A 25,636-nucleotide genomic window follows, 5' to 3' on the forward strand; every position below is an offset into this window, starting at 1 on the left:
CAGACCTGGTGGCAGCTGCTGGTCGCGGCCGCCTTCGGGGTCCTGTTCACCCAGACGGCGTTCCTCTCCCACGACGGCGCCCACCGGCAGATCTTCGCCTCGGGCCCGAAGAACGAATGGGCCTCCCGCATCCTCGGCAACCTGGTCGTCGGGCTGAGCTATGGCTGGTGGATGCGCAAGCACACTCGCCATCACGCCAACCCGAACAAGGTCGACGCGGACGAGGACATCCGCCCCTCGGTCCTGCTGTTCACCCCGGAGGATGTCGAGCGGCGTACAGGTTTCAACCGGTGGCTCACCGCCCGCCAGGGATGGCTGTTCTTCCCGCTGCTGACCCTCGAAGGCGTCAACCTCCACGTCGGCGCCGTCCGCACCGTGATCGGCGACCGAGACCTCAAGCACCGGCGTACGGAGGCAGCGTTCCTGGCGGTGCGGCTGATCGGCTGGCCGGTGCTGGTCTTCTCGGTCCTCGGCCTCGGTCTGGGCGCGGGGTTCCTGGGCGTGCAGCTGGCCGTCTTCGGCGTCTACATGGGCGCCAGCTTCGCACCCAACCACAAGGGCATGCCGCTGGTCCCGCGCGACACCAGGATCGACTTCCTCTCCCGCCAGGTCCTGACCTCCCGCAACATCCGCGGCGGGCGCTGGGTCGACTGGTTGATGGGTGGCCTCAACCTGCAGATCGAGCACCACCTCTTCCCCAGCATGCCGAGCAGCACCCTCCGCCGTGCCCAGCCCATCGTCCGCGCCTACTGTGCTGAGCAGGGAGTTCCCTACACCGAGGCCGGTCTCCTGGAGTCTTACGCCATCGTCGTCCGCCATCTCAACCGCGTGGGTCTCGGCGACCGCGACCCCTTCGCCTGCCCGTTCGTCGTGGTCAACCGGACGGGCTGACCGGGTGGGCCCTACGGGGCCGGTTCGGCGAGCACCGCTGCCCGGACCCGCCCGTGATCTGAGTAGTCCGCATCGGCCTCCACGGTGCCGGCGCCACCGAGCTCCGTCTCCCACTCCCGAGTGAGGGACTCGGTCTCGCCGTCCTTCCGGGCCCGCCGGTCGAACGAGACCCGGGTGACGTACCCGTCCTTCGACCAGACCAGCACCCCGTCGACCTCGGCCTCGAAGCGACGACCGTCGGGCAGCACGAGATCGACCCGGTCGCTGGCGTAGTCGCGGATCCCCGGGTACGCCTCGTTGTCCTCGGGCAGGCTGGAGAGCCGGACCGGCTCACGCTAGGCGGACGAGCCGAGCCGGCGACCCCCGGTAGAGGGGACGCCGGCGGCGGGAGGTCAGAACGGGGTCAGCGTCACCGCCATCTCGGATGCGTTGTCCTCGACGTAGGAGGCGAAACCACCGACGTCGTCGAAGGCGAACCCGTAGGCCTTCCCGTCGACCATGTTGTCGTGCATCGCCTTGCAGTACGCGTGGACCGGGTCACCCTGGTAGAACCCGGCAGGGTCGCTCGTGGGCTGGGCGGCGGAGGCGAGCAGCGTGGTCCGGTTGAAGCCTGCGCCGAGCACGGCGGCGACCGGACCGGTGACGCCGTCGTTGGGCGCCGCCAGCGCGCCGTCGCAGAAGAGAACGTCCCGGGTCGAGGGGCGGCTGAACGCCTTGACGCCGCCGTCGAAGACGAACTGGTCGCCACTGACCCTGCCCCGGAAGGTGGTGTTGTTGGCGTTGACGACCATGTCCTCGCCGGCGTACTTCGACCAGACCTGGTCGATGTAGGAGTCGAAGAACGTCGAGGAGAACTTCCCGGCGTCCAGGCCATGGCCCGGCGCGATGATGCGGCGGTCGTCGACGACGAGGGAGCCGAAGTCGGGAGAGGCCGAGAGGGCGGAGAAGATCTTCGCACGGCCGCCCTCGACCAGCGTGCCGGTGGTTGGGGACTCCTCGCCGGTCAGCGCGATCGAGAGCGGGACGCTGAACATGTCGACCATGGTGGTGTTGCAGTAGATCCGGCCGCTCTTGTAGGTGAACTCGACGCAGTCGTGCAGTACGCCGTAGCTGGGGTCGGACTCGACCCAGGCCGCCGGATAGGCGAGCGCGTTGCCCTCGTTGACCTTGAACTTCAGCTTCTCGCCGAGCGAGAAGTAGATCCGGCCGGACATGTCGGCGGGAATCTGGGAGATCGTGTCGCCGCTGCCCGAGAACGGGATCGAGTAGTCGGCATAGCCGTCGGCGCCGTTGTCGGCGAGGGCGACTGGAACGAGCGTGCCCTCCGGCGTGACCCGGGACTGCTCGCCCGTCGCCAGGTTGGTGCCGACGATGTAGAAGTGGATGGAGGCGTTGTCGTACGCGCCGGTTCGGTTGACGAAGCGGAGCTGGATGGTGGCCTGAGCTCCGATCCGTTGCGGGCGCATGGCTTGTGCGGCCTGCCAGCTCGTCCCGCCGAGAAGGGGAACGGCGAAGGCGGCAGAGGTGGCGGCGAGTACAGATCGTCTGGTCAGCATGGGACCTCCCGAGCGGGGACTGTAGGGACGGAATTACAGTAAGGGGCCTTTACAGTAAAAGTCCATACCCTTGTCGGGTGCCGTCGAGACGGCCTCGGTTCGATCACAAACACCGATCAAGTGACCAAAACGGCCGCCCGGGTGCAGCGGATGTTTCGTCAACCTCGCTAGCCTGAATCCTTGTGAAAGTTGTCGTGCTCACGGGAGCCGGGATCTCCGCCGAGAGCGGTCTCGCGACCTTCCGGGATGCCGATGGGCTCTGGCAGGGTCACCACCTCGACAAGGTGGCGACACCCGAGGCGTTCCATCGCGATCCCGGCACGGTCCATCGCTTCTACGACGACCGTCGTCGGGAGCTGCGCGCGGTGGCGCCCAACCCGGCCCACATCGCGCTGGCCAGGCTCGAGCAGGTCCTCGGCGACGACCTGCTGGTGGTCACTCAGAACGTCGATGACCTGCACGAACGCGCTGGGTCGCGCCGGATCGTGCACATGCACGGCGAGCTGCTCTCCGCCCTCTGCAACGCGTGTCAGGGCCGGTTCGCCTGGGACGACGACCTCGGCGACGTGCCCGCCTGCCCAGGGTGCGGCAACAGCACGCTGAGGCCCGACGTGGTGTGGTTCGGGGAGATGCCCTACGACCTCGACCTGATCGAGCGGGCCCTCATCCAGGCTGACCTCTTCGTCGCCATCGGCACCAGCGGCGCGGTCTATCCGGCCGCTGGTTTCGTACGCATGGCCGCGGTCGCCGGCGCCCGGACGCTCGAGCTCAACCTGGACCCGTCCGAGATCTCGCACCTCTTCGACGACGCCCGTCAGGGGCCGGCCAGCAAGCTGGTGCCCGAGTGGGTTGCCGACGTACAGGCGCCTTCGCATTGACCAGTCGGCAAATTCTGTCACGATAGGCCGCGTGCTTCGCCATGCCGTGCTCACGACCGCCCTCACCGTCGCGCTGACCAGCGCTCTTGCCGGCTGTGGCGAGGAGGAGGGCACCCTGTCCCAGGCGCGCGACTACGCGAATGAGCCCGGGAACCAGATCGCCGAGCACGCGCGGACCGCGATGCACGATCTCGACACCGTCCATGTCGAGGGTGACGTGCTCGACTCGGAGGGCACCAAGATCACCGTCGACCTCGACGTCTCCGCCGAGGACACCTGTGTCGGCAAGGTCAGCATCGGCGAGGGCGAGATCTCACTGCGCGCCATCGCCGGCTCGGCCTGGTATCAGGGCGACGAGGAGTTCTGGAAGTCGATCGCGCCGGCCAAGGGCGAGGGCGAGCGCATCGCCAAGCGGGTCGGCGACAAGTGGGTGAAGCTCGAGGGCGAGCTGGCCAGCCTGCGTGCCTTCTGCAGCATCGACAGCCTCACCGCCCAGATGGTCCCGGCCGAGGCTGAGGCGCAGACGGTCGGCCCGGCGATGGCCGCCGAGGGTCCCTCCGTGCGCCTCGACGTCACCCACGGCGACACCGAGAGCCGGACGTACGTCCTGGCCTCGGAGCCGCACCGGATCGTGAAGTGGACCCAGGGCAGCTCCGGAGAGCTCACCTTCTCCGACTTCGACGAGGAGTTCCAGGTCGAGGAGCCCGCTGCCGGCGAGGTCTTCGACCTCGCCGAGCTCGAGAAGTGACTCGCCAGGAATGAATCGGCGGCCGTGAGGCTTGCTGAAAAATGTGCCCACCTCGACCAGACCCACTCGCAGATCGATAGGACTTCGTAGCGAACGCGGGCCGATCCTGCTCGCGGTGATGGTGTCGCTGAGCCTGGTCGCGATCGACATGACGATCCTGGCGACCGCGGTGCCGAGTGTGGTGAAGGACCTGGGCGGGTTCGAGCAGTTCCCGTGGCTCTTCTCGATCTACGTGCTGGCCACCGCGGTGACCACGCCGCTGTTCGCCAAGGTCGCCGACCGGCTTGGCCGCAAGCCGGTCATGATCGCCGGGATCGTGGCCTTCCTGGTCGGGTCGCTGCTGTGCGGGCTGGCCTGGTCGCTGACCGCACTGATCGTCTTCCGGGCGATCCAGGGCATCGGCGCGGGCGCGATCCAGCCGATGGCGATGACGATCGTCTCCGACATCTACACGCTGGAGGAGCGAGCGGTCGCGACGTCGTACGTCGCCTCGGTCTGGGCCACCGCCGCGATCATCGGCCCGACCCTCGGCGGCCTCTTCGCCGACTACCTCGACTGGCGTCTGATCTTCCTGATCAACCTGCCGATCGGCGCGGCCGCGCTGTGGCTGCTGCGCCACTTCCACGAGGTCAGGCAGCCCGCGGCGACACAGCCGATCGACTGGGCCGGAGCCGGGCTGCTGACCGTCGGCGGGATCGCGCTGCTGCTCGGTCTGCTCGAGGGTGGGCACGCGTGGGCGTGGGCCTCGTGGCCGTCCTATCTGATCTTCGCGGTCGGCATCGCGGCCCTGGTCGCCTTCGGGTTCGTCGAGCGCCGTGCCGCCGACCCGGTGCTGCCGCCCTGGGTCCTCCGCCACCGTGTCCTCGCGCCGGCCAACGCCGCCAGCCTGATCGTCGGCGTGGTGATGCTCGGGCTGACGACGTACGTCCCGCTCTATGCCCAGAGCGTGCTCGGTCACTCGGCAGTGGTGGCCGGGTTCGCGCTCGCCGGGATGAGCATCGGCTGGCCGATCGCTGCCGCCACGGCCGGCCGGATCTACCTCTCGAAGGGGTTCCGGGCCGCGGTCGGGCTCGGTGCGCTGCTGGTCATCGCCGGCGGGCTGGTGCTGGTCACGGTCCGCGAGACTTCGTCGTTCTGGCACCTGGCGATCCCGTGCTTCGTCCTCGGGCTCGGCTTCGGCTGGTCGGTCAACCCGGGTGTCGTCGCCGCCGGGTCGGCGGTCGGCTGGGAGGTGCGCGGGGTGGCGACCGGCTCCAACATGTTCGCCCGCTCGGTGGGCTCGGCGCTGGGCGTCGCGCTCTTCGGTGCGGTCGCGAACGGGCTGGTCAGGCGTGAGTACGCCGGGGGAGAGGTGCCTCCGCTCGAGGCGCTGCCGGCCGATGTCCTCGCGCCGGCGCTGCACACCGTCTTCCTCGTCGGGCTGGTCGTCTCGCTCCCGCTGCTGATCGTGGCGTGGCGTACACCGGTCAGGCTCACTCCTCGAACAGTGGTTACCGCTGAGTAACCACTGCGTCGTAGACTCCGACGCATGATGAAGCGCGACGTCTACGAGGAAGACCACGAGGACTTCCGAGCCTCCGTCCAGCAGTGGCTGGAGCGTTCGGTCAAGCCCCACACCGACAAGCACATCGCCGACAAGGCGCTGCCCCGCGAGTTCTGGCTCGAAGCCGGTGAGAACGGCTTCCTCGGTCTCGCGATCCCGGAGGAGTACGGCGGCGCCGGCGCCGAGGACTTCCGCTTCAACGCGGTCCTCGCCGAGGAGCTCGCCAAGATCGGCGCGGCCTACCCGACCTGCGTCGGCATCCACTCCGACATCACCGCTCCCTACCTGGTCCGCCTCGGCACCGAGGAGCAGAAGCAGCGCTGGCTCCCGGGCGTGGCCTCCGGCGAGATCCTGCTCGCCATCGGCATGACCGAGCCGTCCGGCGGCTCGGATCTGGCCGCGCTGAAGACCACCGCGGTCCGCGACGGCGACGAGTGGGTCATCAACGGCTCGAAGACCTTCATCACCAACGGCTACTCCTGCGACCTGGTCATCACCGCGGTCCGCACCGACCCGGAGAAGGGCGCCAAGGGCATCACCCTCTTCGCGATCGAGGCCGACAAGGAGGGCTTCTCCCGCGGCCGCAAGCTCGACAAGGTCGGCATGGAGGAGTCCGACACCGCCGAGCTCTTCTTCGAGAACGTCCGCGTCACCGACGCCGAGGTCATCGGCGAGCTCAACCGCGGCTTCATCCACATGATGGAGGAGCTCCCGCAGGAGCGCGTCTCCTGCGCGGTCGCCAACGTCGCTCAGGCCAAGCAGATCCTGCTCGAGACCGTGCAGTACGCCAAGGACCGCAAGGCCTTCGGCCAGTCCATCGGCGCCTTCCAGCACAACAAGTTCCTGCTCGCCGAGCTGGTCACCCAGATCGAGGTCGCCGAGGCGTACGTCGACAAGTGCGTCGCCGCCCACGCCCGCGGTGAGCTCACCCCGGTCGAGGCGTCCAAGGCCAAGTGGTGGTCCTCGCAGGCGCAGTCCGAGGTCCTGGACCACTGCGTCCAGATCCACGGCGGCTACGGCTTCATGAACGAGTACCGCGTCGCTCGCGCCTGGCGCGACGCCCGCGTCACCAAGATCTGGGCCGGCTCCAATGAGATCATGAAGGAGCTCATCGGCCGCGACCTGGGCTTCTGAGTTCTGGACTCCTACGTCCCTGGCGGGCGTCCACCCTGGGGTGGGCGCCCGCCGGCGCTTTTCGGCCGCATGCACCCACGGCGCGCTGACCTAAACCGATCGACAGGTGAGCGGAGCCCGGCATGATGGCGCGCATGACCCAGCGCTCCTCTGTCGCCATCACCAACGCGTACGTCGTCCCGGTTGCCGCCGACCCGATCGAGAACGGCACGGTCCTGATCGAGGACGGGGTGATCACCTCGGTCGGCGCGCACATCGAAGTCCCCGACGGCATCGACACCATCGACGCCAAGGGCAAGTGGCTGCTCCCCGGCTTCGTCGAGGGGCACGGCCACATCGGGATCTCCGAGCAGGGCGAGGGCTGGGCCGGCGAGGACACCAACGAGATGACCGACCCCGATGGCGCGGCCCTGCGGGCGATCGACGCGGTCAACATCGAGGACGAGGGCTTTCGTGACGCCCTGGCCGGCGGGGTGACCACCGCGGTGATCAAGCCCGGGTCCGGCAACCCGATCGGCGGCCAGACTGTCGCGATCAAGACCTGGGGCGGACGGACCATCGACGAGCAGGTCGTCTCCGACTCGGTCTCGGTCAAGAGCGCCCTCGGCGAGAACCCCAAGCGCGTCTACGGCGACCAGAAGAAGACTCCCTCGACCCGTCTCGGCGTCGCCAGCATCATCAGGAAGGCCTTCGTCGAGGCCCAGAACTACGCCGCCAAGAGGGCGGCCGCCGAGGAGAAGGGCGAGCCCTTCGACCGCGATCTCGGCAAGGAGACCCTCGCCCGGGTCCTCGACGGCGAGCTCGCCTGGGACCAGCACACCCACCGCGCCGACGACATCGTCACCGCCATCCGGCTGAGCGAGGAGTTCGGCTACCGCCTGGTCGTCAACCACGGCACCGAGGGCCACCTGCTCGCCGACGTGCTCGCCGAGAAGGACATCCCGGTCATCTACGGGCCGATGTTCGTGTCCCGCTCGAAGGTGGAGGTGCGCCATCGCGCCAACCGCAACATCGCCGCGATGGCGGCTGCGGGTGTGCAGGTCGCGATCACCACCGACCACCCGGTCATCCCGATCAACTTCCTGGTCCACCAGGCCTCCTTCGCCGTACGCGACGGCCTCCCGCGCGACACGGCCCTGGCCGCCATCACCACGAACCCGGCGAGCTTCCTCGGTCTCGACGACCGTGTCGGCGCGATCGCACCCGGTCTCGACGGCGACGTCGTCCTCTGGTCCGGGGACCCGCTCGACACCGACCACCGCGCAGAGCGCGTCTTCATCACCGGGACGGAGGTCTACGCCTGGGACGGCGAGGCCGACGCCGGCCGCGGCGCTGGGAGCACGCGGGAGCGCGCGACGAGGTTCGGGATCTGATGGCGCTGGTGAGGGTGCCGCGCAGGCGCCCCGGACGCAACGAACCTCGGCCCGCACGCGTACCCAAGGTCATGACCAGCACCCACAACAGCAGCGACAAGAGCAAGCCCAAGACCCGCCTCGCGGCGTACGTCGTGCCCGTCGTGGCGCTGATGCTGGCCCCGACGCTGGCCCTGACGTTGGCCGGATGTGGCTCCGAGGCGACCGACCCAGGCGCTAACGTGTCTACCGTGTCCAGCTCATCCAACCCGGCGTCCGCCGAAGACCCGAACGTCGCAGCCGCGATCGCCGACCTCGCCGAGCGCCAGGGGATCGACACCGAGGAGATCACCGTCGTCTCCAACGAAGAGGTGACCTGGCGCGATGGCAGCCTCGGCTGCCCGGAGCCCGGGAAGATGTACTCGATGGCCCTGGTCGACGGCGTCCGCGTCGTGCTCGAGGCAGCGGGGAAGACGTACGCGTATCACGGCGGCAAGAGCGGGACGGTCCGTTTCTGCGAGAACCCACAGGAGCCCGTCCCCAGCGAGGGGTCCAGTGACGCTCCCCAGTGAGGGGGCCCACGCGGGCCACGGCGACGCCGAGGAGCGGGCCGACGGCCTGAAGAACCGGCTCAACTGGCTGCGGGCGGGCGTCCTCGGAGCCAACGACGGCATCGTCTCCACCGCCGGTGTGGTCATGGGTGTCGCCGGCGCGACCACGGGCACGACCACGGTCCTGATCGCGGGCGTCGCCGCCCTGGTGGCGGGTGCGATCAGCATGGCGGCGGGAGAGTACGTCTCGGTGTCCACCCAGCGCGACACCGAGAAGTCGCTGATCGCCAAGGAGCGTCGCGAGCTGCGGGACATGCCGGAGGAGGAGCTGCGCGAGCTCGAGGGTTTCCTGCGCGAGCGAGGGCTGGAGCCTGAGACTGCCGCCGAGGTCGCCGTGCAGCTCACCGATCGCGACGCGCTGCGTGCCCATGCAGTCCTCGAGCTCGGTATCGATGTCGACGACCTCACCTCGCCGTGGTCCGCGGCCTGGGCGTCGATGCTTGCGTTCACCCTCGGCGCCCTGCTGCCCTTACTGTCGATCATGCTCCTCCCGGACGGCGTCCGCATCTGGGGGACCGTCCTCACCGTCACCGTCGCGCTCGCCATCACCGGCTGGACCAGCGCGCGCCTCGGCTACGCGCCACCCCTCCGGGCGGCGCTGCGCAACGTCGCCGGCGGGCTGCTGGCGATGCTGGTGACCTACGTCGTCGGCGACCTCCTCGGCACACAACTCGGGTGACCACGCGGGTCTCGGCGGGCACAATGGACATCGATGAATCGAATGTTCGTGGCGGTGATCCCGCCGGAGTCGGTGATCGAAGATCTCGACGAGTTCCTGTCCGTACGCCGCGACGCGGCCGCCTTCCGCTGGTCGGCGCCTGACCAGCTCCACCTGACGCTCGCCTTCGCCGCTCACGTCCCCGACCGGTCGCTCGACGAAGCGATCGAGCGGCTGGAGACGGCCTCGGGGCGGCGTACTCCCTTCGCGCTGACCGTCACGGGCGGCGGCGCCTTCCCCAACGTGACCGAGGGCAAGGTCCTCTACGCCGGGGTCGAGACCAACGCCTCCGAGGAGCTCGAGCGAGTGGCCGCGGGCGCTCGCAATGCGCTGGTCAAGGCCGGGGCCGAGGTCGACGGCGGACGGTTCCGACCCCACCTGACGGTCGCCCGGTCCGGCATTCCGGTCGAGCTCAGCAACTGGGTGCGGCTGCTCGATGCGTACCGGGGGCCGTCCTGGACCGTCTCGTCGTTCGTGCTGGTGCGCTCACGGCTCGGCGAGGGGCCGAGGAAGCGACCGGCCCACCAGGTGGTAGCTGAATTTCCCTTCGGCTGACAGCAAACCCCGGGTGGTAACCGACCAAACCCGAGGCCGCTACCGTGTGCGGCTGTTCTGAGCTGACCCAGAGGAGAACCGGACATGAGTCGACGAGTGGGGCGCAACGCCTACACCGGACTGTTCAACGACGTCGTGCTGCTCGCCGCCCGTGTGGTCGTCGGCGGTATCTTCGTCGCGCACGGCTGGCAGAAGTACGACCAGGGCTTCGCCGGCACCGAGCAGTTTCTCGGTGGGCTGGGGATCCCCCAGCCCACGATCGCCGCCCAGGTGGCGACGTACGTCGAGCTCGTCGGCGGCGCGCTGCTGATGCTCGGCCTGTTCGCGCCGGTCGTCGGGGTGCTGCTCGCGGCTCAGATGGCCGGAGCGATCTGGTACGCCCACCGCACCACCGAGGTCTTCGTCGACCAGGGCGGCTGGGAGCTCGCCGCCGCGCTCGGCGTCTCTGCCCTCGTGCTCGGCCTGGTCGCCCCCGGCCGCTTCACCCTCGACCAGCTTCTGACCTGGCCTTTCAAGGCGAGGGCTGCCAAGCGCAAGGCCCGGGAGGCCGAGGAGGCCGAGGCGGCTGAGGCTCAGCCGGTCGTCGAGGAGAAGGTAACCCTCAAGGCCTGAGCCCCCGCTGGTCGAGCCGCCGGAGCCGTTAGGCGAAGGCGTGTCGAGACCAACACGTTCCTATCGAGCGCCGAGGGGACTGTGTTGGTCTCGACACGCTCGGCCGGCGGCCTCGCGGCTCGACCAGCGGCGATTTCGCCGGCTCAGCCGGCGACGCCGTAGAGCCGGTCGCCGGCATCCCCGAGCCCGGGAACGATGTAGCCCTTCTCGTTGAGCTTCTCGTCGAGGGCCGCGGTGACGAGCCGGACCGGAGCGTCGACGCCGGCGAGGGCGTTCTCGAGGGCCACGATGCCCTCCGGGGCGGCCAAGAGGGTGACGGCGGTGATGTCGTCGGCGCCGCGCGAGACCAGGAAGTCGATCGCCGCGGCCAGGGTGCCGCCGGTGGCCAGCATCGGGTCGACCACGTAGCACTGCCGACCGGAGAGATCGGCGGGCAGCCGCTCTGCGTACGTCGTCGCAGCCAGCGTCTCCTCGTTGCGGACCATGCCGAGGAAGCCGACCTCGGCGGTCGGCAGCAGCCGGATCATCCCGTCGAGCATCCCGAGACCGGCCCGCAGGATCGGGACGATCAGCGGCTGCGGGTCGGTGAGGCGTACGCCTTGGGTCTGGGCCACCGGAGTGACGATGTCGACCGGTGCGACGCGCACTCCGCGGGTCGCCTCATAGGCGAGCAAAGTGACGAGCTCGTCCGCAAGCCGCCGGAAAGTCGAGGAATCGGTCTCTTTGTTACGCAGGGTGGTGAGCTTGTGGGCGACGAGCGGGTGGTCCACAACGAGGGTCTCCATGGGCTGAACCCTACGATTGGTTCCCCGTAAGGTCACCAATTCCCCCTAGACCTCGGGCTGTTTGGATGTCACTCTGGTCGTGTGTCTGATCAGCTGGAGCAGATCGAGGGTGTTGACTTCGCCGTCGCGATGTATCGCGAGGACGGAGCTTGGGTCGTGCGCGAGCTCGCGCGCGACCTCCTGACCGATGTCGAGACTCTCACGCACGCGCTCCACCGCTTTCCAGGCGATGGCGGCGCGATCGCGATGGCGGCGATCGATGAGGACTTCTTCGTGATCGTCCGGGTCGCCGGCGCCTCGACCAGGGTGCTGCTCTCCGACGTGACCGCGGCCGACGAGTGGGAGCTGGCAGCGTCCGCTCTCGACGTGCTCGGACTTCCGTTGCCGGAGGAGGTCGAGGAAGAGGAAGAGGCCGATCCTGCCGGTGACCTCGGCATCCTCGCCGACTTCGGGATGAGCGCGGTCGACATGGGCATGCTGCTGGACGACATGTTCGAGGACGACCTCTACCCGGACGAGACGCTCTCCGAGATCGCCCGGGCGATCGGTTGCGGCGAGGCCTTCGACGACGCCGTCGGCCTCATGCCCGCGTGATCCCAGCCGACCGGTGGCAGGCCCCGATGCGGGCCGCCCTGGACGAGGGCCGGGCTGCCCTGGCGACCGGTGACGTGCCGATCGGCGCGGTCGTAGTGGACCCGTCCGGAGCCGTGATCGGCACCGGGCGCAACGTACGCGAGGCTGAGGCCGACCCGACCGGACATGCCGAGGTGGTCGCGCTGCGCGAGGCGGCCAAGGCACAGGGTGAGTGGCGCCTGGAGGGCTGCACGCTCGTGGTGACCCTGGAGCCGTGCACGATGTGCGCGGGCGCCGCGGTCCTGGCGAGGGTGGAGCGGATCGTCTTCGGCGCCTTCGACGACAAGGCCGGTGCCGTGGGGTCGCTGTGGGACGTCGTACGCGACCGCCGGCTCAACCACCGACCCGAGGTCGTCGCCGGGCTGATGGCCGAGGAGCAGCGCGCGTTGCTGGAGGAATTCTTCGGCGCCCAACGAAGCGCCCCCGATTTCGGCGAAGACCACCCGAGGTTGTAACTTATTCGGCGGTGACGTGTCCGAGCGGCCGATGGTGCAACACTCGAAATGTTGTGTAGGGCGACCTACCGTGGGTTCAAATCCCACCGTCACCGCCATACGGAGAACCCCTGGGTGACCAGGGGTTCTCTGCTTTCCGGATCAGAGGTAGCGAGCGGCCACGGTGGCGGCGCGGGCGCCGTAGCCACCGCCGAACATCGCGGCGTGGACGAGCAGCGGGAAGAGCTGGTGGAGGCCCTGGCGGTCCTCCCAGCCCTCGGCGAGGGGGGTCGCGTCCTCGTAGGCGGCCATCATCCGCTCCAGATGAGGGAGGCCGAAGAGCGCGAGCATGGCGAGGTCGACCTCGCGATGACCTGCGTACGCGGCGGGGTCGATGAGCCAGGCGTCGCCGCTCCGGTCCCAGAGCACGTTGCCGTTCCAGAGATCACCGTGGAGAAGGGCTGGCGGCTCCTCCGGGATCAGCGACGTCAGCTTCCCGACGACCTGCTCGACCCGCTCGGCGCCGGCGGCGTCGATGGTGCCGCGGTCGCGGGCGGCCTTGAGGTAGGGGAGCAGGCGGCGTACGGCGTAGAACTCGGCCCAGGTGTCCGCCGGCTTGTTGGGCATCGGCAGTCGGCCGATGAACCCGTCCTTCTCGGCGCCGAACTCCGAGACCGGGGTGGAGTGCAGGCCCGCGAGCGCGCGGCCGAGCTCCTCGGCGGTCTCGGCGTTGGGGCGGCCGGGATCGATCCAGCGCAGCACCAGGCAGTCGGGCTCGGCCGCGAGCACCTCGGGGACCTTCACCGCGCCCGACTCCTCCAGCCAGCGAAGCCCGCGGGCCTCGGCGGCGACGAAGTCGTCACGAGCGGGGGAGAGGGCCTTCATCAACACCAGCGAGCCGTCACTGAGCCGGATCTTGGTGGCGGTAGCGGTGTCGCCGCCCGCAACTGGGGATGTGCTCACCACCGCGGCCCCGAGCAGCTGCTCTGCACGTCGGGCGACCGCGGGCTGGCGGGTCACGAACCGCGCCTCGACGTGGCTAGGGATGCGATGATCGCATCACTCGTACGCTCCACCATGGCCAGCACCTCCCGGAATCCCTCGGCACCACCGTAATAGGGATCGGGCACATCGCCGGGGCCTTCGGGATCGAAATCACGAAACATCCGCAGCCTGCTCTCTGGCGCCTGACCAGCCAGATCGGCCAGGTCAGCCAGATTGTCCGCGTCCATCGCAAGCACGAGGTCGTACGTCTCGGGGTCCCCGACCGGCCACTGCCGGGCCCGGTGACGCTCGGGGTCATAGCCCGCCTCGAGCAGCGTCGCGGCCGCGCGGCGGTCCATCTTCTCGTCGGCGTGCCAGCCGCCGGTGCCGGCCGAGACCAGCTCCACATCATCGAGCCCGGCGCCGTCGAGACGATCGCGCAGCACGGCTTCCGCCATCGGGGAGCGGCAGATGTTGCCCAGACACACGACAGCGATCTTCATGGGCCGAGTTTTACATTTCGGCCAAGGACCCGTCGCGGATGCCGACTCTCTGCTCCGTGGGATCGCTCACTCGTCGCCGTCAGGCCAGACGCGGTCGAGACCCCAGCCGACGATCGAGATGACGATGCCGCCGAGCACCGCGGCCCAGAACCCGTCGACGTGGAACCCGACCTCGGTCGGACCGAGGATCCACGCGGTCAGGCCGAGCATCGCCGCGTTGATGACCAGCAGAAGCAGGCCGAAGGTGAGCACGATGAACGGGAACGCCACGAACTTCAGGATGGGCTTCACCCACGCCGACACGATGCCGAGCACCAGCGCGACGAGCAGGAGCGGGACCAGCTTGTGCTTGATCTCGTCCATGCCGCCGCTGGGGCCGTCGAAGTAGATTCCGCCGACGAGCCACGTCGCCACGGCCAGAGCGATGGCGTTGGTGATGAGCCAGGTTACGATGCGCATGCGGAGAGTGTGTCAGTCCGCCCGCGGGACGTCGCGGTACGACACGAGGTGTGACGTCGCGGGACCGCTACCTCTCCAGGCGAAGTGCCTTGCAGATCGAGTGGGCGGCGTCGGACAGGTGTTTCTGGAGGAAGCGCTCGGCGTCGTGGATGTGGTCTGCGTCCAGGAGGCGGACCAGGGCCGCGTGGTCCTCGGCCTGGTCGTGGGAGTTGCGGCGGATGCGGTCGACCTGGGCGAGGGCGAGCTTGAGCTCGAGGACCAGCTGTTCCTGCATCGCGACCAGGCGCGGTGATCCGGTGAGGGCCACGAGCGAGAGATGGAAGGCGAGGTGGCGCTCGTTGAGCTCGCGGTAGGTCGAGCGCTCTGAGTGGACCGCCGAGATGTACGCGTCGAGGGACTCGTGCACGGCCCTGCGGTCCTCGACGGAGGCGTTCGCCCAGTTGCGGACCCCGGCCCCCTCGAGCACCCAGCGGGCGGCACAGACGTCGCGGACCGAGGCTGCCTCGGGGGTGGCGACGGCGACGCCCTTGTTGGGGGCACGGATGGCCAGTCCCTCGGCGACGAGGATGGTCAGCGCCTCGCGGACCGTGGAGCGGCCCACCCCCAGGGACTCGGCGAGTCCGTGCTCGCGCAGCGGGGTGCCGGACTCGAGCTCGCCCTCGAACACCGCCCGGCGGAGCTCGTCGGCGACTCGGTCGACCGTCGAGGCGGGTTCGTCCAGGGTGAGCGACTCGAACATGGGCCCCATTGTCCTACCTGCGCTGTCTTCCGGTGCTGACCGTTCGTGTACTAACCTATCGACCGGAGATTGTCTGACAATCAGTCAATCAGGCAATCGGACGATCTGACGATCAGAACTGAGAGGGGTTAGCGAGTGAGCACATCGCTGAGCTGGGGCCGTCACTACCTGATGACCGAGCCGACGCACTACCGCATCGACTACGCCATCAACCCGTTCATGGACACCGAGATCCAGCCGGATCCGGCCCGCGCTCGCGCGCAGTGGGACACCCTCCGGGCGACCATCGAGGAGCTCGGCGGGCGCGTCGACGTCATCTCACCGCGCGCGGACAGCCCCGACATGGTCTATGCAATGAACCTCGGCTTCGCGGCCACCCTGGCAGAAGGGCGCCGCCACGCGCTCCTCTCCCACATGCGCTTCCCCGAGCGCCGCAACGAGACGCTCACCGCGGTCGAATGGTTCGACGCGAACGGCTGGGGGACGGCGTACGTCGGCAAGGACGGGATCGGGCCGACCTTCGAGGCGGGGGACGTCTTCCCGTTCGCCGGCCACCTGGTTGCCGGCACCGGACCGCGCACCGATGAGATGGCGCTGAAGACCCTGGCGGCAGAGATGAATGTGCGGGTGCTGTGCGTACGAACGACCCACTCCGGGATGTACCACCTCGACCTCGCCTTCTGCCCGCTCGACGAGCGCCGGGCGATCATCTGCCCGGACGCGCTCGCTCCCGAGTCGGCGCAGGCGCTCCTCGACCTGATCCCGGAGCCGTTGGTCATCACCGAGGAGGAGGCGCTCAGCACGTTCGCCGCCAACTCGATCGTGATCGGCCGCACCGTCGTGATGCCGTCCTGCCCGGACCGCATCCGCACCGTCCTCGAGGGCTGGGGCTTCACGATCCGGATCGTCGAGATGAGCGAGCTCCACCTCGGCGGCGGGTCGGTCCGCTGCGTCACCAACCCGCTCGACATCGTGGTCGGCCGCGACCTGCCTGTGGTTTACGGGGGCGAGGTCATCCCGACCTAGAGTTGTGATCATGAACACCCCACAGCCTCGTCCCAGTGTCGCTGCGATGCCTGCGTACGTCGCGGGCAAGCCGCCGGCCGAGCGGCCCGGGCTGGTGACCTACAAGCTCTCCTCCAACGAGAACCCGTACCCGCCGCTCGACGGGGTCGTCGAGATCGCCGCCGCGGCGGCGGGACGGGTCAACCGTTATCCCGACGCCGGCAACACCGAGCTCTACGAGGCGCTCGCGACGAACTACCAGGTCCCGGCCGAGGAGCTCGCGCTCTCGACCGGCGCCGTGGCGCTGATCTTCCAGCTGGTCTCGGCCTACTGCGGGCCCGAGGACGAGGTCGTCTTCGCCTGGCGCAGCTTCGAGGCCTACCCGATCGCGGTCCTCGCCGCCGGCGCGACCGCCGTGAAGGTGCCCGTCGCCGACGACGGCCGCCACGACCTCGATGCGATGGCGGCGGCCATCACGGAGCGTACGAAGGTCGTCTTCGTCTGCAGCCCCAACAACCCCACCGGCACCGCGGTCACCCAGACCGAGCTCGATGCCTTCCTCGCGAAGGTCCCCGAGCACGTGCTGGTCGTGGTGGACGAGGCCTACGCCGAGTTCGTCCGCATGGACGACGCCGTCGACGGCATCGCCACCTACCGGTCCCGGCCGAACGTGGTCGTGCTGCGCACCTTCTCCAAGGCCTACGGGCTGGCCGGCTTCCGGGTCGGCTACGCCTTCGCGCCAGCGCCGATCGCCGCCACCCTGCGGGCGATGGCGCTGCCGTTCGGGGTCAACGTGGTCGCGCAGGCGGCCGGCGTCGCCTCGCTGGAGCGGAAGGCCGAGCTGCTGGACCGCGTCGACGACCTGGTGACCGAGCGCGTCCGCGTCGTCGAGGGCGTACGTGCCGCCGGCTGGGACGTCCCCGACGCCCAGGGCAACTTCGTCTGGTTCGCCTTCGGCTCGGCCGACCGCTGCGCCGAGTTCGCCGCGGCCGCCGACGAGATCGGTCTGATGGTCCGCCCCTACCCGCCGGAGGGCGTGCGCGTCTCCATCGGTGAGGCGGAGGCCAACACCCGCCTCATCGAGCTCGTGGGTTCGTTCCCTACGGGCTGAGAACGGGCGTTCGGCCACATAGCAGAGGTCCAGCAGCACCCCGCGCTGCTGGACCTCTGCTATGTGATCGCGATGTATGGGTTTGATGTATGGGTTTACGGCACCGGCAGCTTCCCGAGGATCGAGCTGAGGAGGTCGGTCAGGACGGGGCCGACGACCGGGAGGCTGTTGATGATGCCCAGCAGGCTGTCGGTGACGTTGGGCAGCTCAGGAGTGCCCGGGATCGGAACGTCGGGGACCGGTACGTCCGGCACGGGAACGTCCGGGACGGGAACATCCGGCACGGGAACGTCCGGGGCCGGTACGTCCGGAACAGGAACGTCCGCGGCCGGGGTGCCCGGGACCTCAGGGCTGTCCGGGGCCTCGGGGGCGTCCGGAACATCCGGGGCCGGGTTGTCCGGGACCTCAGGGCTGTCGGGTGCGTCGGGCGCCTCAGGTGCGTCCGGAACCTCGGGTGCGTCAGGTGCGTCCGGAACCTCGGGTGTGTCGGGTGCGTCAGGTGCGTCCGGGACCTCGGGGGTGTCCGGGGTGTCGGGAGCGTCCGGAACGTCCGGAACGTCCGGGCCCGGGTTGTCCGGAGCCGGGCAGTCGGTGGTCGGGACGCCCGGGGCCGGCGTTTCCGGGACTGGGCAGTCAGGACTTGGGGGTGGCACAGGGCTGGCCATGACTGGTGCGGCGACCGTGGCCATTGCGAGTCCGGTGACGACAGCGGCGATTCGAGCCCGAGAATTCACGAGATCTCCTTTGTTTGCTGTTGGGTCGTACCCAATGCATCCTGAGACGCCTATAACCTTAAAGTCAAGGACTTTCTCATACCTATTGGTTCTCTTGAGTGTGATGTCCTCGGTTTCTAAGGGACATTCTGGTATGCCGTCATCCGGGACTAAAGGCCAGATTTTGTTCGATTTCAAGCAATCCAATGTCGGCTGCAGGTAAAAAGGTATATAAGGCTCGATGATGACGACGCTGGACGGTGTGAATCGGTAGGTCGGGCGATCCGCCATGGAAATGCCACCTTGAAAGCCGTCCGATGAAACGCGATTACCAATCAGCGTATTCGGATCCAGTAACTCCCTGCATCGTGGTATTTCGCTTGGCTTCTGGGGAAGTTCCGCTCACCTGATGTCGGCCTGTTCTCGAGCGCACGGGCTCGCCCTCCGTTAAGGTTCCGGCTACCTCGCCACCACCCCTTGCCCGGGAGGCCTGCGGCTCGTCGGGCTGACGCGGGGTCGTCAATGCCGAAGCCACCCTCGACCTCGGCAATATCGGTCGATGTGGCCCCCGACCAGCAGGAGTGAAGTTACGGTGTTGCTCGTGGGACAGCCTCCGCAGCGGGCGAGCATCGTGACCCGCGGCCGCCGCTGGCGTCGCGGAGTACGCATCTCCGGACTGCTGGTGGCGGTCGTGGCTCTTGCCGCGCTCGCACTCTGGTGGATGGCGCGATCCTCGGGACCGGCCGAGGTCTCCCGTGAGTTCATGGAGACGACCTCGGTCGCCACTCTCTACGAGCTCGCTTCCGACGAGGGCGACGAACTCCTCGACGGTGGTGGTGCCCGCGCGATGATCGACGCCGCCGAGGGCGAACGGACCTATGCCGACCCCAACCCGCGCGCCGTGACCCGGACCATGGTCCTCGCTGAGCCCGAGGTGGAGGGCGAGACCGCCAGCGTCACTGTCTCCGTCTCGTACGCCGCCGAGGACGGCCCGGTCCCGGACGAGTCGATGATCGTCTTCCTCGTCCGGGAGGGCGGCGAATGGCGCGTCGAGAGTTGGGGAACGGCCTGAGGCTCGACTTTTCGTCGTCTCGCTGGTTCACGTTCCGACCCAGCGCCTAAGGTGAGGTGCATGGGGGAGAAGGCGACCTACATCCAGCCAGGCAACGAGTTCAACCGGGACATGAACTACATCCCGGACCGGATCACCCGTGAAGCGCGAAAGCCGGAGTTCGGGCCGAGCGATGTCCCGTTGTGGCCCGTCGAGCCGGGCCGCTACCGGCTGGTCGCGGCGGCTGCCTGCCCGTGGGCGAACCGGGCGATCATCGTCCGCAACCTGCTCGGGCTCCAGGACGTCATCTCCCTCGGTCTCGCCGGCCCGACCCACGACGCCAGGTCGTGGACCTTCGATCTCGACCCCGGCGGCGTCGATCCGGTGCTGGGGATCGAGCGGCTGCAGCAGGCCTACCTCGAGCGCTACCCCGACTACCCGCGCGGCATCACGGTGCCGGCGATCGTCGAGGAGGCATCCGGCAAGGTCGTGACCAACGACTTCCCGTGGATCACCCACGACTTCTTCCACGAGTGGACCGACTTCTTCGCCGACGACGTGCCCGACCTGTGGCCGCGCGCTCTTCGTGAGGAGATGGACGAGGTCAACCAGAGGGTCTTCACCGAGGTCAACAACGGGGTCTACCGGTGTGGCTTCGCCGGCTCCCAGGAGGCGTACGACGCGGCGTACGACCGCCTCTTCACGGCTCTCGACTGGCTGGAGGAGCGGCTGTCGCGGCAGCGCTACCTGGTCGGCGACCAGCTCACCGAGTCCGACATCCGGCTGTTCACGACGCTGGCCCGCTTCGATGCGGTCTACCACGGTCACTTCAAGTGCAACCGGCAGAAGCTCGCCGAGCTCCCGGCGCTGTGGGCCTACGCGCGCGACCTCTACCAGACCCCGGGGATCGGCGAGACGCTCGACTTCGACCAGATCAAGCAGCACTACTACATCGTCCACACCGATCTGAACCCCACGCAGATCGTCCCTGCCGGCCCGGATCTCTCCGGTTGGGACGAGCCGCACGGGCGTGAGTCGCTCGGCTGAAAGAGAATTTTCTTTCAGCCGGCTTGAAGGTCGCGCACGGATGAGCGCGCCGGCGCGACCGGTCGGTCACCCCACGTTGGGGATGAACACGTGGCCGGCGACGGGGTCCGTCGAGCCGTCATGGAATTCGGCGATGACAGTGGGGGCATCCTCGAGGCCGGCGTGCTCGATCAGCTTGATCGAGGGTCGTTCCGGTGCCACCACGCGCTCGAGGAACTCCCGCTCGTCGTCTCGATAGCGGTGCATGAAAGCACGCGACTGGCCCTCAGCCTTGTAGGCGTCGAGCTGGAGGGCTGCGAAGAAGAAGACCGGAGCCGGTCCCACGAGGCTGGCGTCCTCCTCGGGGAATCCCTCGGCCTGAGTTGACCCGACGAGGCAGTCGAAGGCGAGCTGGTCGCCGAAGTGCTCGTGAACCCGGCGGCGGAGGTCACCGTCGCCCGACAGGTCGACATAGACCGTCCGCTTGCCCGGGTCGATGGCTGTCAGATCGGCGTACTCATGGGCCTCTGCGTATTGGCCGAGACTGTCGACGAAGTCCATGTTGCGGGCGGAGGTGAGCGCGATCCTCTCGGCCGGAGAGTCGGCCAGGCAGTAGGCGATGCCGTACGCCGTCTTGCTCGAGGCGCTCGAGATCACGAACTGCTCGGCGCCGAAGAAGTCGCGCTCGCGCAGGTAGTCCGCTGCGGTGTAGGAGGTGATGAACAGGGCGCGGAAGATGGCGGTGAGGCTGTCCAGCCGCGGATCGGCGTCCTCTGGCTGGAGTTCGTAGAGGTTGTAGACCTGGGGCGTCCCGGTGCGGTGCTCGGCGCCGTCGATGAAGCTGCGGGAGGTGACCTTCGTGGGTCGCATCGTCAGGTGGGTCGCGAGGGGGAAGTAGCCGAAGACCCGCGTCCCCACGGGGACCTCGGACGACCTCGACTCGACGATCTCCGCGTGCCCCCACGCCGGCATGCAGCCGTGCCCGGGCAGGTCGGCAGGGAACAGGTTCCAGTACTTCAGGGCGTCGCCGTAGACCGCGTAGGTCATGTTGTTGGTCGTGAGCGCGAAGCGCTCGATCCGCGCCAGCACCTCACCCTCGTCGAGCGGTGGGGCCGAGATGTCCACCAGATCAGCCACGCCAAGGTCGCTCTTGAGCGACTCCACTCGGGTGATTCGAGTCATCGGTTCCTCATCTCCTGGACCTTGGGGGTCCATCGCGTCCGGCAAACTTACTAAGCGCTTGCTTAGTTGTCTACCGATGAGTGAACCTCTCAGTAGCCGGTGCGCTGCTGTCGCCTCGCGGCGCCGACCGCGTTGAAGTAGGCCGAGGACGGTCGCACCCAGAGCAGCACCAGGATCGCGATCACCAGCAGCGGGTCCACGACGGCGAGCACAGTGCTGCCGGTCGACATCGGCATGGTCGCGCCGCCGAGTGCGGCGTTGCCGGCGATGTTGCCGACGCTCGACAGGGCGGCGAGCAACCCGAGACCGCCGAAGACGGTGGCGGTGATGCGCGCCCAGTTGCGGCCCTTCCCGTTCATGACCGCCATCCAGATCCACAGCCCGAGGGTGATCAGCCCGAGGACGGCACCGCCGATCTGCAAGATCGGGATGAACACGTCCGCCATCTCCCGGGCGTCGATGACCGAGGGGTCGTACGTCGGCTGCTTCTCCATCTCCGTGACCATCAGCGCCTTCATCTCGGCGGTGTCCATGGTGAGGAGGAACAGCGACGAGACGACTGAGAGCAGGCCTCCGATCCACATGCCGATCACGGCGTACGTCACGGTCTTCGGCCGCTCGATGGGGGCCGCCGGGGGAGCGGCGGGCGCGGGGTAGGGCTGGCTGTAACCGTATGGGTCGGACATCGGCGCCTCCGTGGCGGTTCGTGGGGGAGGCGACTCTAGCGACGAGGCCTCGCTCCAACCATCGAATTCGCGTGTGACTGAGGAAGCAACCGCGGGCGGGTACCGTTTGACTATGTCGATGTGTGACAGATCACAAGTCTGCGTACGACATGGCCAGCGGTGGCGACCCCACCCCGTGTGAAGGAAGCGTGATGACTGAATTTCTGGATCCGAGTCCCAGCCACACCGACATGGTGCAGCTGCTGAACCCCGAGGGAGAACGGGTCACGCACCCGGACTTCGAGTTCTCACCCGACCGCCCCGAGGACGAGGCCGTACGCGGCTTCTACCGCGACATGGTGCTGACCCGCCGCCTCGACGTCGAGGCCACCGCGCTTCAACGCCACGGCGAGCTGGGCCTGTGGGCTCAGCTGCTGGGCCAGGAGGCGGCGCAGATCGGCGCGGCCCGCGCGCTCGCGCCTCAGGACTTCGTCTTCCCGACCTACCGCGAGCACGGCGTGGCCTGGTGTCGCGAGGTCGACCCGATGCAGCTGCTCGGGCTGTTCCGCGGCACCGACCAGGGTGGCTGGGACCCCGCCGAGCACAACTTCGGGCTCTACACGATCGTCATCGGAGCCCAGACGCTGCACGCGACCGGCTACGCGATGGGAGTGCAGATGGACGGTCTCGTCGGCACCGGCGACCCGACGCGGGACACGGCCGTCGTGGCCCACTTCGGCGACGGCGCCTCCTCGCAGGGCGACGTCAACGAGGCGATGGTCTTCGCCGCCACCTACAACGCACCGGTCGTCTTCTTCTGCCAGAACAACCAGTGGGCCATCTCCGAGCCGGTCGAGCAGATGGTCAAGGTGCCGCTCTACAAGCGTGCCCAAGGCTTCGGCTTCCCCGGGATCCGTGTGGACGGCAACGACGTGCTGGCGACGTACGAGGTGATGAAGGCGGCGCTCAAGCGGGCCCGTGAGGGCGGCGGGCCGACGATGGTCGAGGCCTACACCTATCGGATGGGCGCGCACACCACCACCGACGACCCGACCCGCTATCGGCTCTCCGACGAGGTCCAGGCCTGGAAGCTCAAGGACCCGATCGCCCGGGTGGAGGCCTACCTGCGCCGTGGCGGCGGCGCCTCGACCTCCTTCTTCACCAAGGTGGAGGCCGAGGCCGACGAGTTCGGCGAACGCCTGCGTGCCGGGATCCAGGCCTTGCCCGAGCCCGACCCGGTCAAGCTCTTCGACAACGTCTACACCGAGCTGCCCGAGGAGCTGCGCGAGCAGCGCGACGGCTACGCGGCGTACCTCGCCTCCTTCGAGCACGAGGGGGCTTCCCGATGACGAAGATGACCATGGCGAAGGCGCTCAACGCCGGGTTGCGGCGCTCGATGGAGGACGACGACAAGGTCGTGCTCATGGGTGAGGACATCGGCCGTCTCGGCGGTGTCTTCCGGATCACCGACGGGCTCCAGAAGGACTTCGGGGAGGCGCGGGTCATCGACACGCCGCTGGCCGAGTCGGGGATCGTCGGCACGGCGGTCGGTCTCGCGCTGAGGGGCTACCGGCCGGTCGTGGAGATCCAGTTCGACGGGTTCGTCTACCCGGCCTACGACCAGATCGTCTCCCAGGTCGCCAAGTTCCACTACCGCTCCGGCGGCCGGGTCGCGATGCCGATGGTCATCCGGATCCCGTTCGGAGGCGGCATCGGGGCGGTCGAGCATCACAGCGAGTCGCCGGAGGCGCAGTTCGCGCACACGCCCGGCCTCAAGGTCATGGCCTGCTCGAACCCGGTCGACGCCTACTGGATGATCCAGCAGGCGATCGCCCATCCCGACCCGGTCATCTTCCTGGAGCCGAAGCGGCTCTACCACTCGACGAAGGCCGACGTCGACGTCGACGCCACGCCGGAGGCGCTGTTCGAGTCGCGGGTCGTGCGGTCCGGGTCCGACGTGACGGTGCTCGCCTACGGTCCCACCGTGAAGACGGCCCTGACCGCCGCCGAGGCGGCCGCGGGGGAGGGCAAGTCGCTCGAGGTGATCGACCTGCGCACCCTCTCACCGCTGGACATGGCGCCGGTGCTCGAGTCGGTGCGGCGTACGGGCCGTGCGGTCGTCGTCCACGAGGCCCACGTCAACCTCGGCCTCGGCGCCGAGCTCGCGGCCCGGATCACCGAGACCTGCTTCCACTCCCTGGAGGCGCCGGTGCTGCGCGTGGGCGGGTTCGACACGCCCTACCCGCCGGCGCGGGCCGAAGAGCACTACCTTCCGGACCTCGACAGGGTCCTCGACGCCGTGGACAGGAGCCTGGCATGGTGAACGAGTTCAAGCTGCCCGACGTCGGCGAGGGCCTCACCGAGGCCGAGATCGTCGAGTGGCACGTCGCCGTCGGCGACGTCATCAAGGTCAACGACCCGGTCTGCGACATCGAGACCGCCAAGTCCGTGGTCGAGTTGCCGAGCCCGTATGCCGGTGTCGTCCAAGAGCTACTGGTCGAGGTCGGCGCGGAGGTCCAAGTAGGCACCCCCATCATTCGCATCGGAGACTCTGTTGGTCTCGACACGCCTCCGCCTAGCGGCTCCGGCGGCTCGACCGACGGGGAACTCCCGTCGAGCGACTCCGACGGATCGATCAGCGAACCGCCGGTCGGCACCCCGTCGGTCGAGCCCGCGAGCGAAGCGAGCGGTGTCGAGACCAACACAGTCGATGACGAGCCCGAGAAGCCGCTGACCCTGGTCGGCTACGGCTCGAAGGAAGACGCCGTCGTACGCCGAAACCGCACGGCCTCCGCGCCGGCCGCCTCTGCGGGCACAGGTGTGCTGGCCAAGCCGACCGCTCGGAAGGCCGCCCGGGACCGCGGGATAGATCTATCCAGCGTCACGCCCAGTCGGGCAGACGGCGTGATCACGACCGCGGACGTCGACTCTGTTGGTTTCGACACGGGCTCCTTCGTGCCTCAGGAGCCCGGCTCAACCAGCGGGAAGGGGGAGCGGCGCGAGCCGATCAAGGGTCTGCGCAAGCAGATGGGCCAGGCGATGGTCGACTCCGCGTTCACGCTGCCGCACGTGACGATCTGGACGACGATCGACGTGACCCGCACGTCCGATCTGGTCGGCGAGCTCAAGACCGACCGTGACTTCGCGGAGATCCGCGTCAGCCCCCTGCTGATCGTGGCCAAGGCGGCGCTGCTGGCGATGCGGCGTACGCCGATCATCAACTCCTGGTGGGACGAGGCCGCCCAGGAGATCGTGTTCAAGGAGTACGTCAACCTCGGCATCGCCGCAGCCACCCCCAGGGGGCTGCAGGTGCCGAACGTGAAGGGCGCCGACCGGATGTCCCTGGTCGAGCTCGGCGCCGCGATCAACGAGCTGACCGCGACCGCACGCACCGGGAAGACCCCGCCGGCCGACCAGACCGGCGGCACCTTCACGATCACCAACATCGGCCCGTTCGGCATCGACGGGGGCGCCCCGATCATCAACCCGGGCGAGTCCGCCATCCTCTCGGTCGGCGCCTTCAAGCGCCAGCCGTGGATCGTCGGTGCAGGGGACGACGAGCGCATCGAGCCCCGCGACGTCTGCACCCTCGCGCTCAGCTTCGACCACCGCCACATCGACGGCGAAGCAGGCTCCCGCTACCTGGCCGACGTGGCGAAGATCGTCGGAGACCCGAGCACGGCCCTGTTGTTCTGACGCTGAGGCGGACGCGACATGGGAGTGCTGGAGTCACCCAGTGACTCCAGCA

General features: G+C 68.6%; 29 protein-coding genes and 1 tRNA gene. 20 read left to right on the forward strand and 10 right to left on the reverse strand.

Annotated elements, in window-relative coordinates; all coding sequences use genetic code 11:
* Positions 1-891 (forward strand): fatty acid desaturase family protein (locus H5T77_RS20090; RefSeq protein WP_292652248.1); only part of this gene is annotated, 891 nt, incomplete at its 5' end.
* Positions 892-902: 11 nt separating this feature from the next.
* On the opposite strand, the gene H5T77_RS20095 is transcribed toward H5T77_RS20090, so the two are convergent.
* Positions 903-1,139 (reverse strand): hypothetical protein, encoded by a 237-nt coding sequence (locus H5T77_RS20095; RefSeq protein ID WP_292652250.1) that lies wholly within the window; start codon positions 1,137-1,139, stop codon positions 903-905.
* Positions 1,140-1,283: 144 nt separating this feature from the next.
* Entirely contained in the window at positions 1,284-2,447 is a 1,164-nt protein-coding gene (locus H5T77_RS20100) for a beta-1,3-glucanase family protein (protein ID WP_292652252.1), read from the reverse strand.
* Between the two features lie 182 nt (positions 2,448-2,629).
* Between H5T77_RS20100 and H5T77_RS20105 the strand changes: the two genes are divergently transcribed.
* From H5T77_RS20105 to H5T77_RS20145, 9 genes are all read left to right on the forward strand, one after another.
* Complete coding sequence (locus tag H5T77_RS20105; RefSeq protein ID WP_292652254.1) at positions 2,630-3,325, forward strand: NAD-dependent deacylase; 696 nt, start codon at positions 2,630-2,632, stop codon at positions 3,323-3,325.
* 31 nt (positions 3,326-3,356) lie between these two features.
* Positions 3,357-4,073, forward strand: coding sequence for a hypothetical protein (locus H5T77_RS20110; protein WP_292652256.1), 717 nt, complete (start codon positions 3,357-3,359; stop codon positions 4,071-4,073).
* Between the two features lie 118 nt (positions 4,074-4,191).
* Complete coding sequence (locus H5T77_RS20115) at positions 4,192-5,577, forward strand: MDR family MFS transporter (protein ID WP_292652298.1); 1,386 nt, start codon at positions 4,192-4,194, stop codon at positions 5,575-5,577.
* Between the two features lie 27 nt (positions 5,578-5,604).
* Positions 5,605-6,750, forward strand: coding sequence for an acyl-CoA dehydrogenase family protein (locus H5T77_RS20120; RefSeq protein ID WP_292652300.1), 1,146 nt, complete (start codon positions 5,605-5,607; stop codon positions 6,748-6,750).
* Positions 6,751-6,884: 134 nt separating this feature from the next.
* Positions 6,885-8,123 (forward strand): amidohydrolase, encoded by a 1,239-nt coding sequence (locus tag H5T77_RS20125; protein WP_292652258.1) that lies wholly within the window; start codon positions 6,885-6,887, stop codon positions 8,121-8,123.
* 71 nt (positions 8,124-8,194) lie between these two features.
* Positions 8,195-8,674, forward strand: a complete 480-nt coding sequence (locus tag H5T77_RS20130; protein WP_292652260.1) for a hypothetical protein — start codon at positions 8,195-8,197, stop codon at positions 8,672-8,674.
* The gene (locus tag H5T77_RS20135) at positions 8,658-9,392 is read left to right on the forward strand and encodes a VIT1/CCC1 transporter family protein (RefSeq protein WP_292652262.1); all 735 of its coding nucleotides are present in this window, start codon (positions 8,658-8,660) and stop codon (positions 9,390-9,392) included. Before H5T77_RS20130 ends, H5T77_RS20135 begins: the two co-directional genes overlap by 17 nt.
* A gap of 33 nt (positions 9,393-9,425) precedes the next feature.
* Positions 9,426-9,986 carry an RNA 2',3'-cyclic phosphodiesterase gene (gene thpR / locus H5T77_RS20140; RefSeq protein WP_292652264.1) on the forward strand — a complete coding sequence of 187 codons (561 nt, stop codon included), beginning with the start codon at positions 9,426-9,428 and terminating at the stop codon, positions 9,984-9,986.
* 84 nt (positions 9,987-10,070) lie between these two features.
* Positions 10,071-10,598 (forward strand): DoxX family protein, encoded by a 528-nt coding sequence (locus H5T77_RS20145; RefSeq protein ID WP_292652266.1) that lies wholly within the window; start codon positions 10,071-10,073, stop codon positions 10,596-10,598.
* Between the two features lie 143 nt (positions 10,599-10,741).
* Here H5T77_RS20145 and upp read toward each other — a convergent pair whose 3' ends face one another.
* Positions 10,742-11,383, reverse strand: a complete 642-nt coding sequence (gene upp / locus H5T77_RS20150) for a uracil phosphoribosyltransferase (RefSeq protein WP_292652267.1) — start codon at positions 11,381-11,383, stop codon at positions 10,742-10,744.
* An 81-nt stretch (positions 11,384-11,464) separates the two neighbouring features.
* On the opposite strand from upp, the gene H5T77_RS20155 reads away from it, so the two are divergent.
* The 3 genes from H5T77_RS20155 (at position 11,465) to H5T77_RS20165 (ending at position 12,569) form a co-directional block, all read left to right on the forward strand.
* Positions 11,465-11,977, forward strand: coding sequence for a tRNA adenosine deaminase-associated protein (locus tag H5T77_RS20155; RefSeq protein ID WP_292652269.1), 513 nt, complete (start codon positions 11,465-11,467; stop codon positions 11,975-11,977).
* A gap of 26 nt (positions 11,978-12,003) precedes the next feature.
* Positions 12,004-12,471, forward strand: a complete 468-nt coding sequence (locus H5T77_RS20160; RefSeq protein WP_292652302.1) for a nucleoside deaminase — start codon at positions 12,004-12,006, stop codon at positions 12,469-12,471.
* A gap of 10 nt (positions 12,472-12,481) precedes the next feature.
* Positions 12,482-12,569: transfer RNA gene (locus tag H5T77_RS20165), tRNA-Ser, on the forward strand.
* Between the two features lie 43 nt (positions 12,570-12,612).
* Here the strand turns inward: H5T77_RS20165 and H5T77_RS20170 are convergent.
* The 4 genes from H5T77_RS20170 to H5T77_RS20185 form a co-directional block, all read right to left on the reverse strand.
* The gene (locus H5T77_RS20170; protein ID WP_292652271.1) at positions 12,613-13,470 is read right to left on the reverse strand and encodes a fructosamine kinase family protein; all 858 of its coding nucleotides are present in this window, start codon (positions 13,468-13,470) and stop codon (positions 12,613-12,615) included.
* Positions 13,467-13,937: a low molecular weight protein-tyrosine-phosphatase gene (locus H5T77_RS20175; protein WP_292652273.1), complete on the reverse strand. Its 471-nt coding sequence runs from the start codon at positions 13,935-13,937 to the stop codon at positions 13,467-13,469. The genes H5T77_RS20170 and H5T77_RS20175 overlap by 4 nt, the downstream gene beginning before the upstream one ends.
* Before the next feature lie 66 nt (positions 13,938-14,003).
* Entirely contained in the window at positions 14,004-14,396 is a 393-nt protein-coding gene (locus tag H5T77_RS20180; protein ID WP_292652275.1) for a phage holin family protein, read from the reverse strand.
* Between the two features lie 67 nt (positions 14,397-14,463).
* Positions 14,464-15,135: a GntR family transcriptional regulator gene (locus tag H5T77_RS20185; protein WP_292652277.1), complete on the reverse strand. Its 672-nt coding sequence runs from the start codon at positions 15,133-15,135 to the stop codon at positions 14,464-14,466.
* Between the two features lie 135 nt (positions 15,136-15,270).
* Here H5T77_RS20185 and H5T77_RS20190 point away from each other — a divergent pair, with 135 nt between their 5' ends.
* Both H5T77_RS20190 and hisC read left to right on the forward strand, forming a co-directional pair.
* Positions 15,271-16,161, forward strand: a complete 891-nt coding sequence (locus tag H5T77_RS20190; RefSeq protein ID WP_292652278.1) for a dimethylarginine dimethylaminohydrolase family protein — start codon at positions 15,271-15,273, stop codon at positions 16,159-16,161.
* A 10-nt stretch (positions 16,162-16,171) separates the two neighbouring features.
* The gene (gene hisC, locus H5T77_RS20195) at positions 16,172-17,251 is read left to right on the forward strand and encodes a histidinol-phosphate transaminase (RefSeq protein WP_292652280.1); all 1,080 of its coding nucleotides are present in this window, start codon (positions 16,172-16,174) and stop codon (positions 17,249-17,251) included.
* A 95-nt stretch (positions 17,252-17,346) separates the two neighbouring features.
* Here the strand turns inward: hisC and H5T77_RS20200 are convergent, their stop codons facing one another.
* Positions 17,347-17,985, reverse strand: a complete 639-nt coding sequence (locus tag H5T77_RS20200) for a hypothetical protein (protein WP_292652282.1) — start codon at positions 17,983-17,985, stop codon at positions 17,347-17,349.
* Positions 17,986-18,565: 580 nt separating this feature from the next.
* On the opposite strand from H5T77_RS20200, the gene H5T77_RS20205 reads away from it, so the two are divergent.
* Both H5T77_RS20205 and H5T77_RS20210 read left to right on the forward strand, forming a co-directional pair.
* A complete protein-coding gene (locus tag H5T77_RS20205) occupies positions 18,566-19,036 on the forward strand; it encodes a hypothetical protein (protein ID WP_292652284.1) in 471 nt (156 codons plus the stop codon).
* A gap of 60 nt (positions 19,037-19,096) precedes the next feature.
* Positions 19,097-20,062, forward strand: a complete 966-nt coding sequence (locus H5T77_RS20210; protein WP_292652286.1) for a glutathione S-transferase family protein — start codon at positions 19,097-19,099, stop codon at positions 20,060-20,062.
* A gap of 66 nt (positions 20,063-20,128) precedes the next feature.
* Here the strand turns inward: H5T77_RS20210 and H5T77_RS20215 are convergent, their stop codons facing one another.
* Together H5T77_RS20215 and H5T77_RS20220 are read right to left on the reverse strand one after the other, a co-directional pair.
* A complete protein-coding gene (locus H5T77_RS20215; protein ID WP_292652288.1) occupies positions 20,129-21,223 on the reverse strand; it encodes a DUF2855 family protein in 1,095 nt (364 codons plus the stop codon).
* Between the two features lie 89 nt (positions 21,224-21,312).
* The gene (locus tag H5T77_RS20220) at positions 21,313-21,909 is read right to left on the reverse strand and encodes a hypothetical protein (protein ID WP_292652290.1); all 597 of its coding nucleotides are present in this window, start codon (positions 21,907-21,909) and stop codon (positions 21,313-21,315) included.
* Between the two features lie 191 nt (positions 21,910-22,100).
* On the opposite strand from H5T77_RS20220, the gene pdhA reads away from it, so the two are divergent.
* Genes pdhA through H5T77_RS20235 form a run of 3 tightly spaced genes read left to right on the forward strand, consistent with a single transcriptional unit; the run spans position 22,101 to position 25,584 of the window.
* Positions 22,101-23,237, forward strand: coding sequence for a pyruvate dehydrogenase (acetyl-transferring) E1 component subunit alpha (gene pdhA / locus H5T77_RS20225; protein ID WP_292652292.1), 1,137 nt, complete (start codon positions 22,101-22,103; stop codon positions 23,235-23,237).
* Positions 23,234-24,211 (forward strand): alpha-ketoacid dehydrogenase subunit beta, encoded by a 978-nt coding sequence (locus H5T77_RS20230; RefSeq protein ID WP_292652294.1) that lies wholly within the window; start codon positions 23,234-23,236, stop codon positions 24,209-24,211. Before pdhA ends, H5T77_RS20230 begins: the two co-directional genes overlap by 4 nt.
* Positions 24,205-25,584: a dihydrolipoamide acetyltransferase family protein gene (locus H5T77_RS20235; RefSeq protein WP_292652296.1), complete on the forward strand. Its 1,380-nt coding sequence runs from the start codon at positions 24,205-24,207 to the stop codon at positions 25,582-25,584. The genes H5T77_RS20230 and H5T77_RS20235 overlap by 7 nt, the downstream gene beginning before the upstream one ends.
* The last annotated feature ends 52 nt before the right edge of the window (positions 25,585-25,636 follow it).

This window comes from Nocardioides sp., assembly GCF_014360585.1.
GTDB lineage: Bacteria > Actinomycetota > Actinomycetes > Propionibacteriales > Nocardioidaceae > Nocardioides.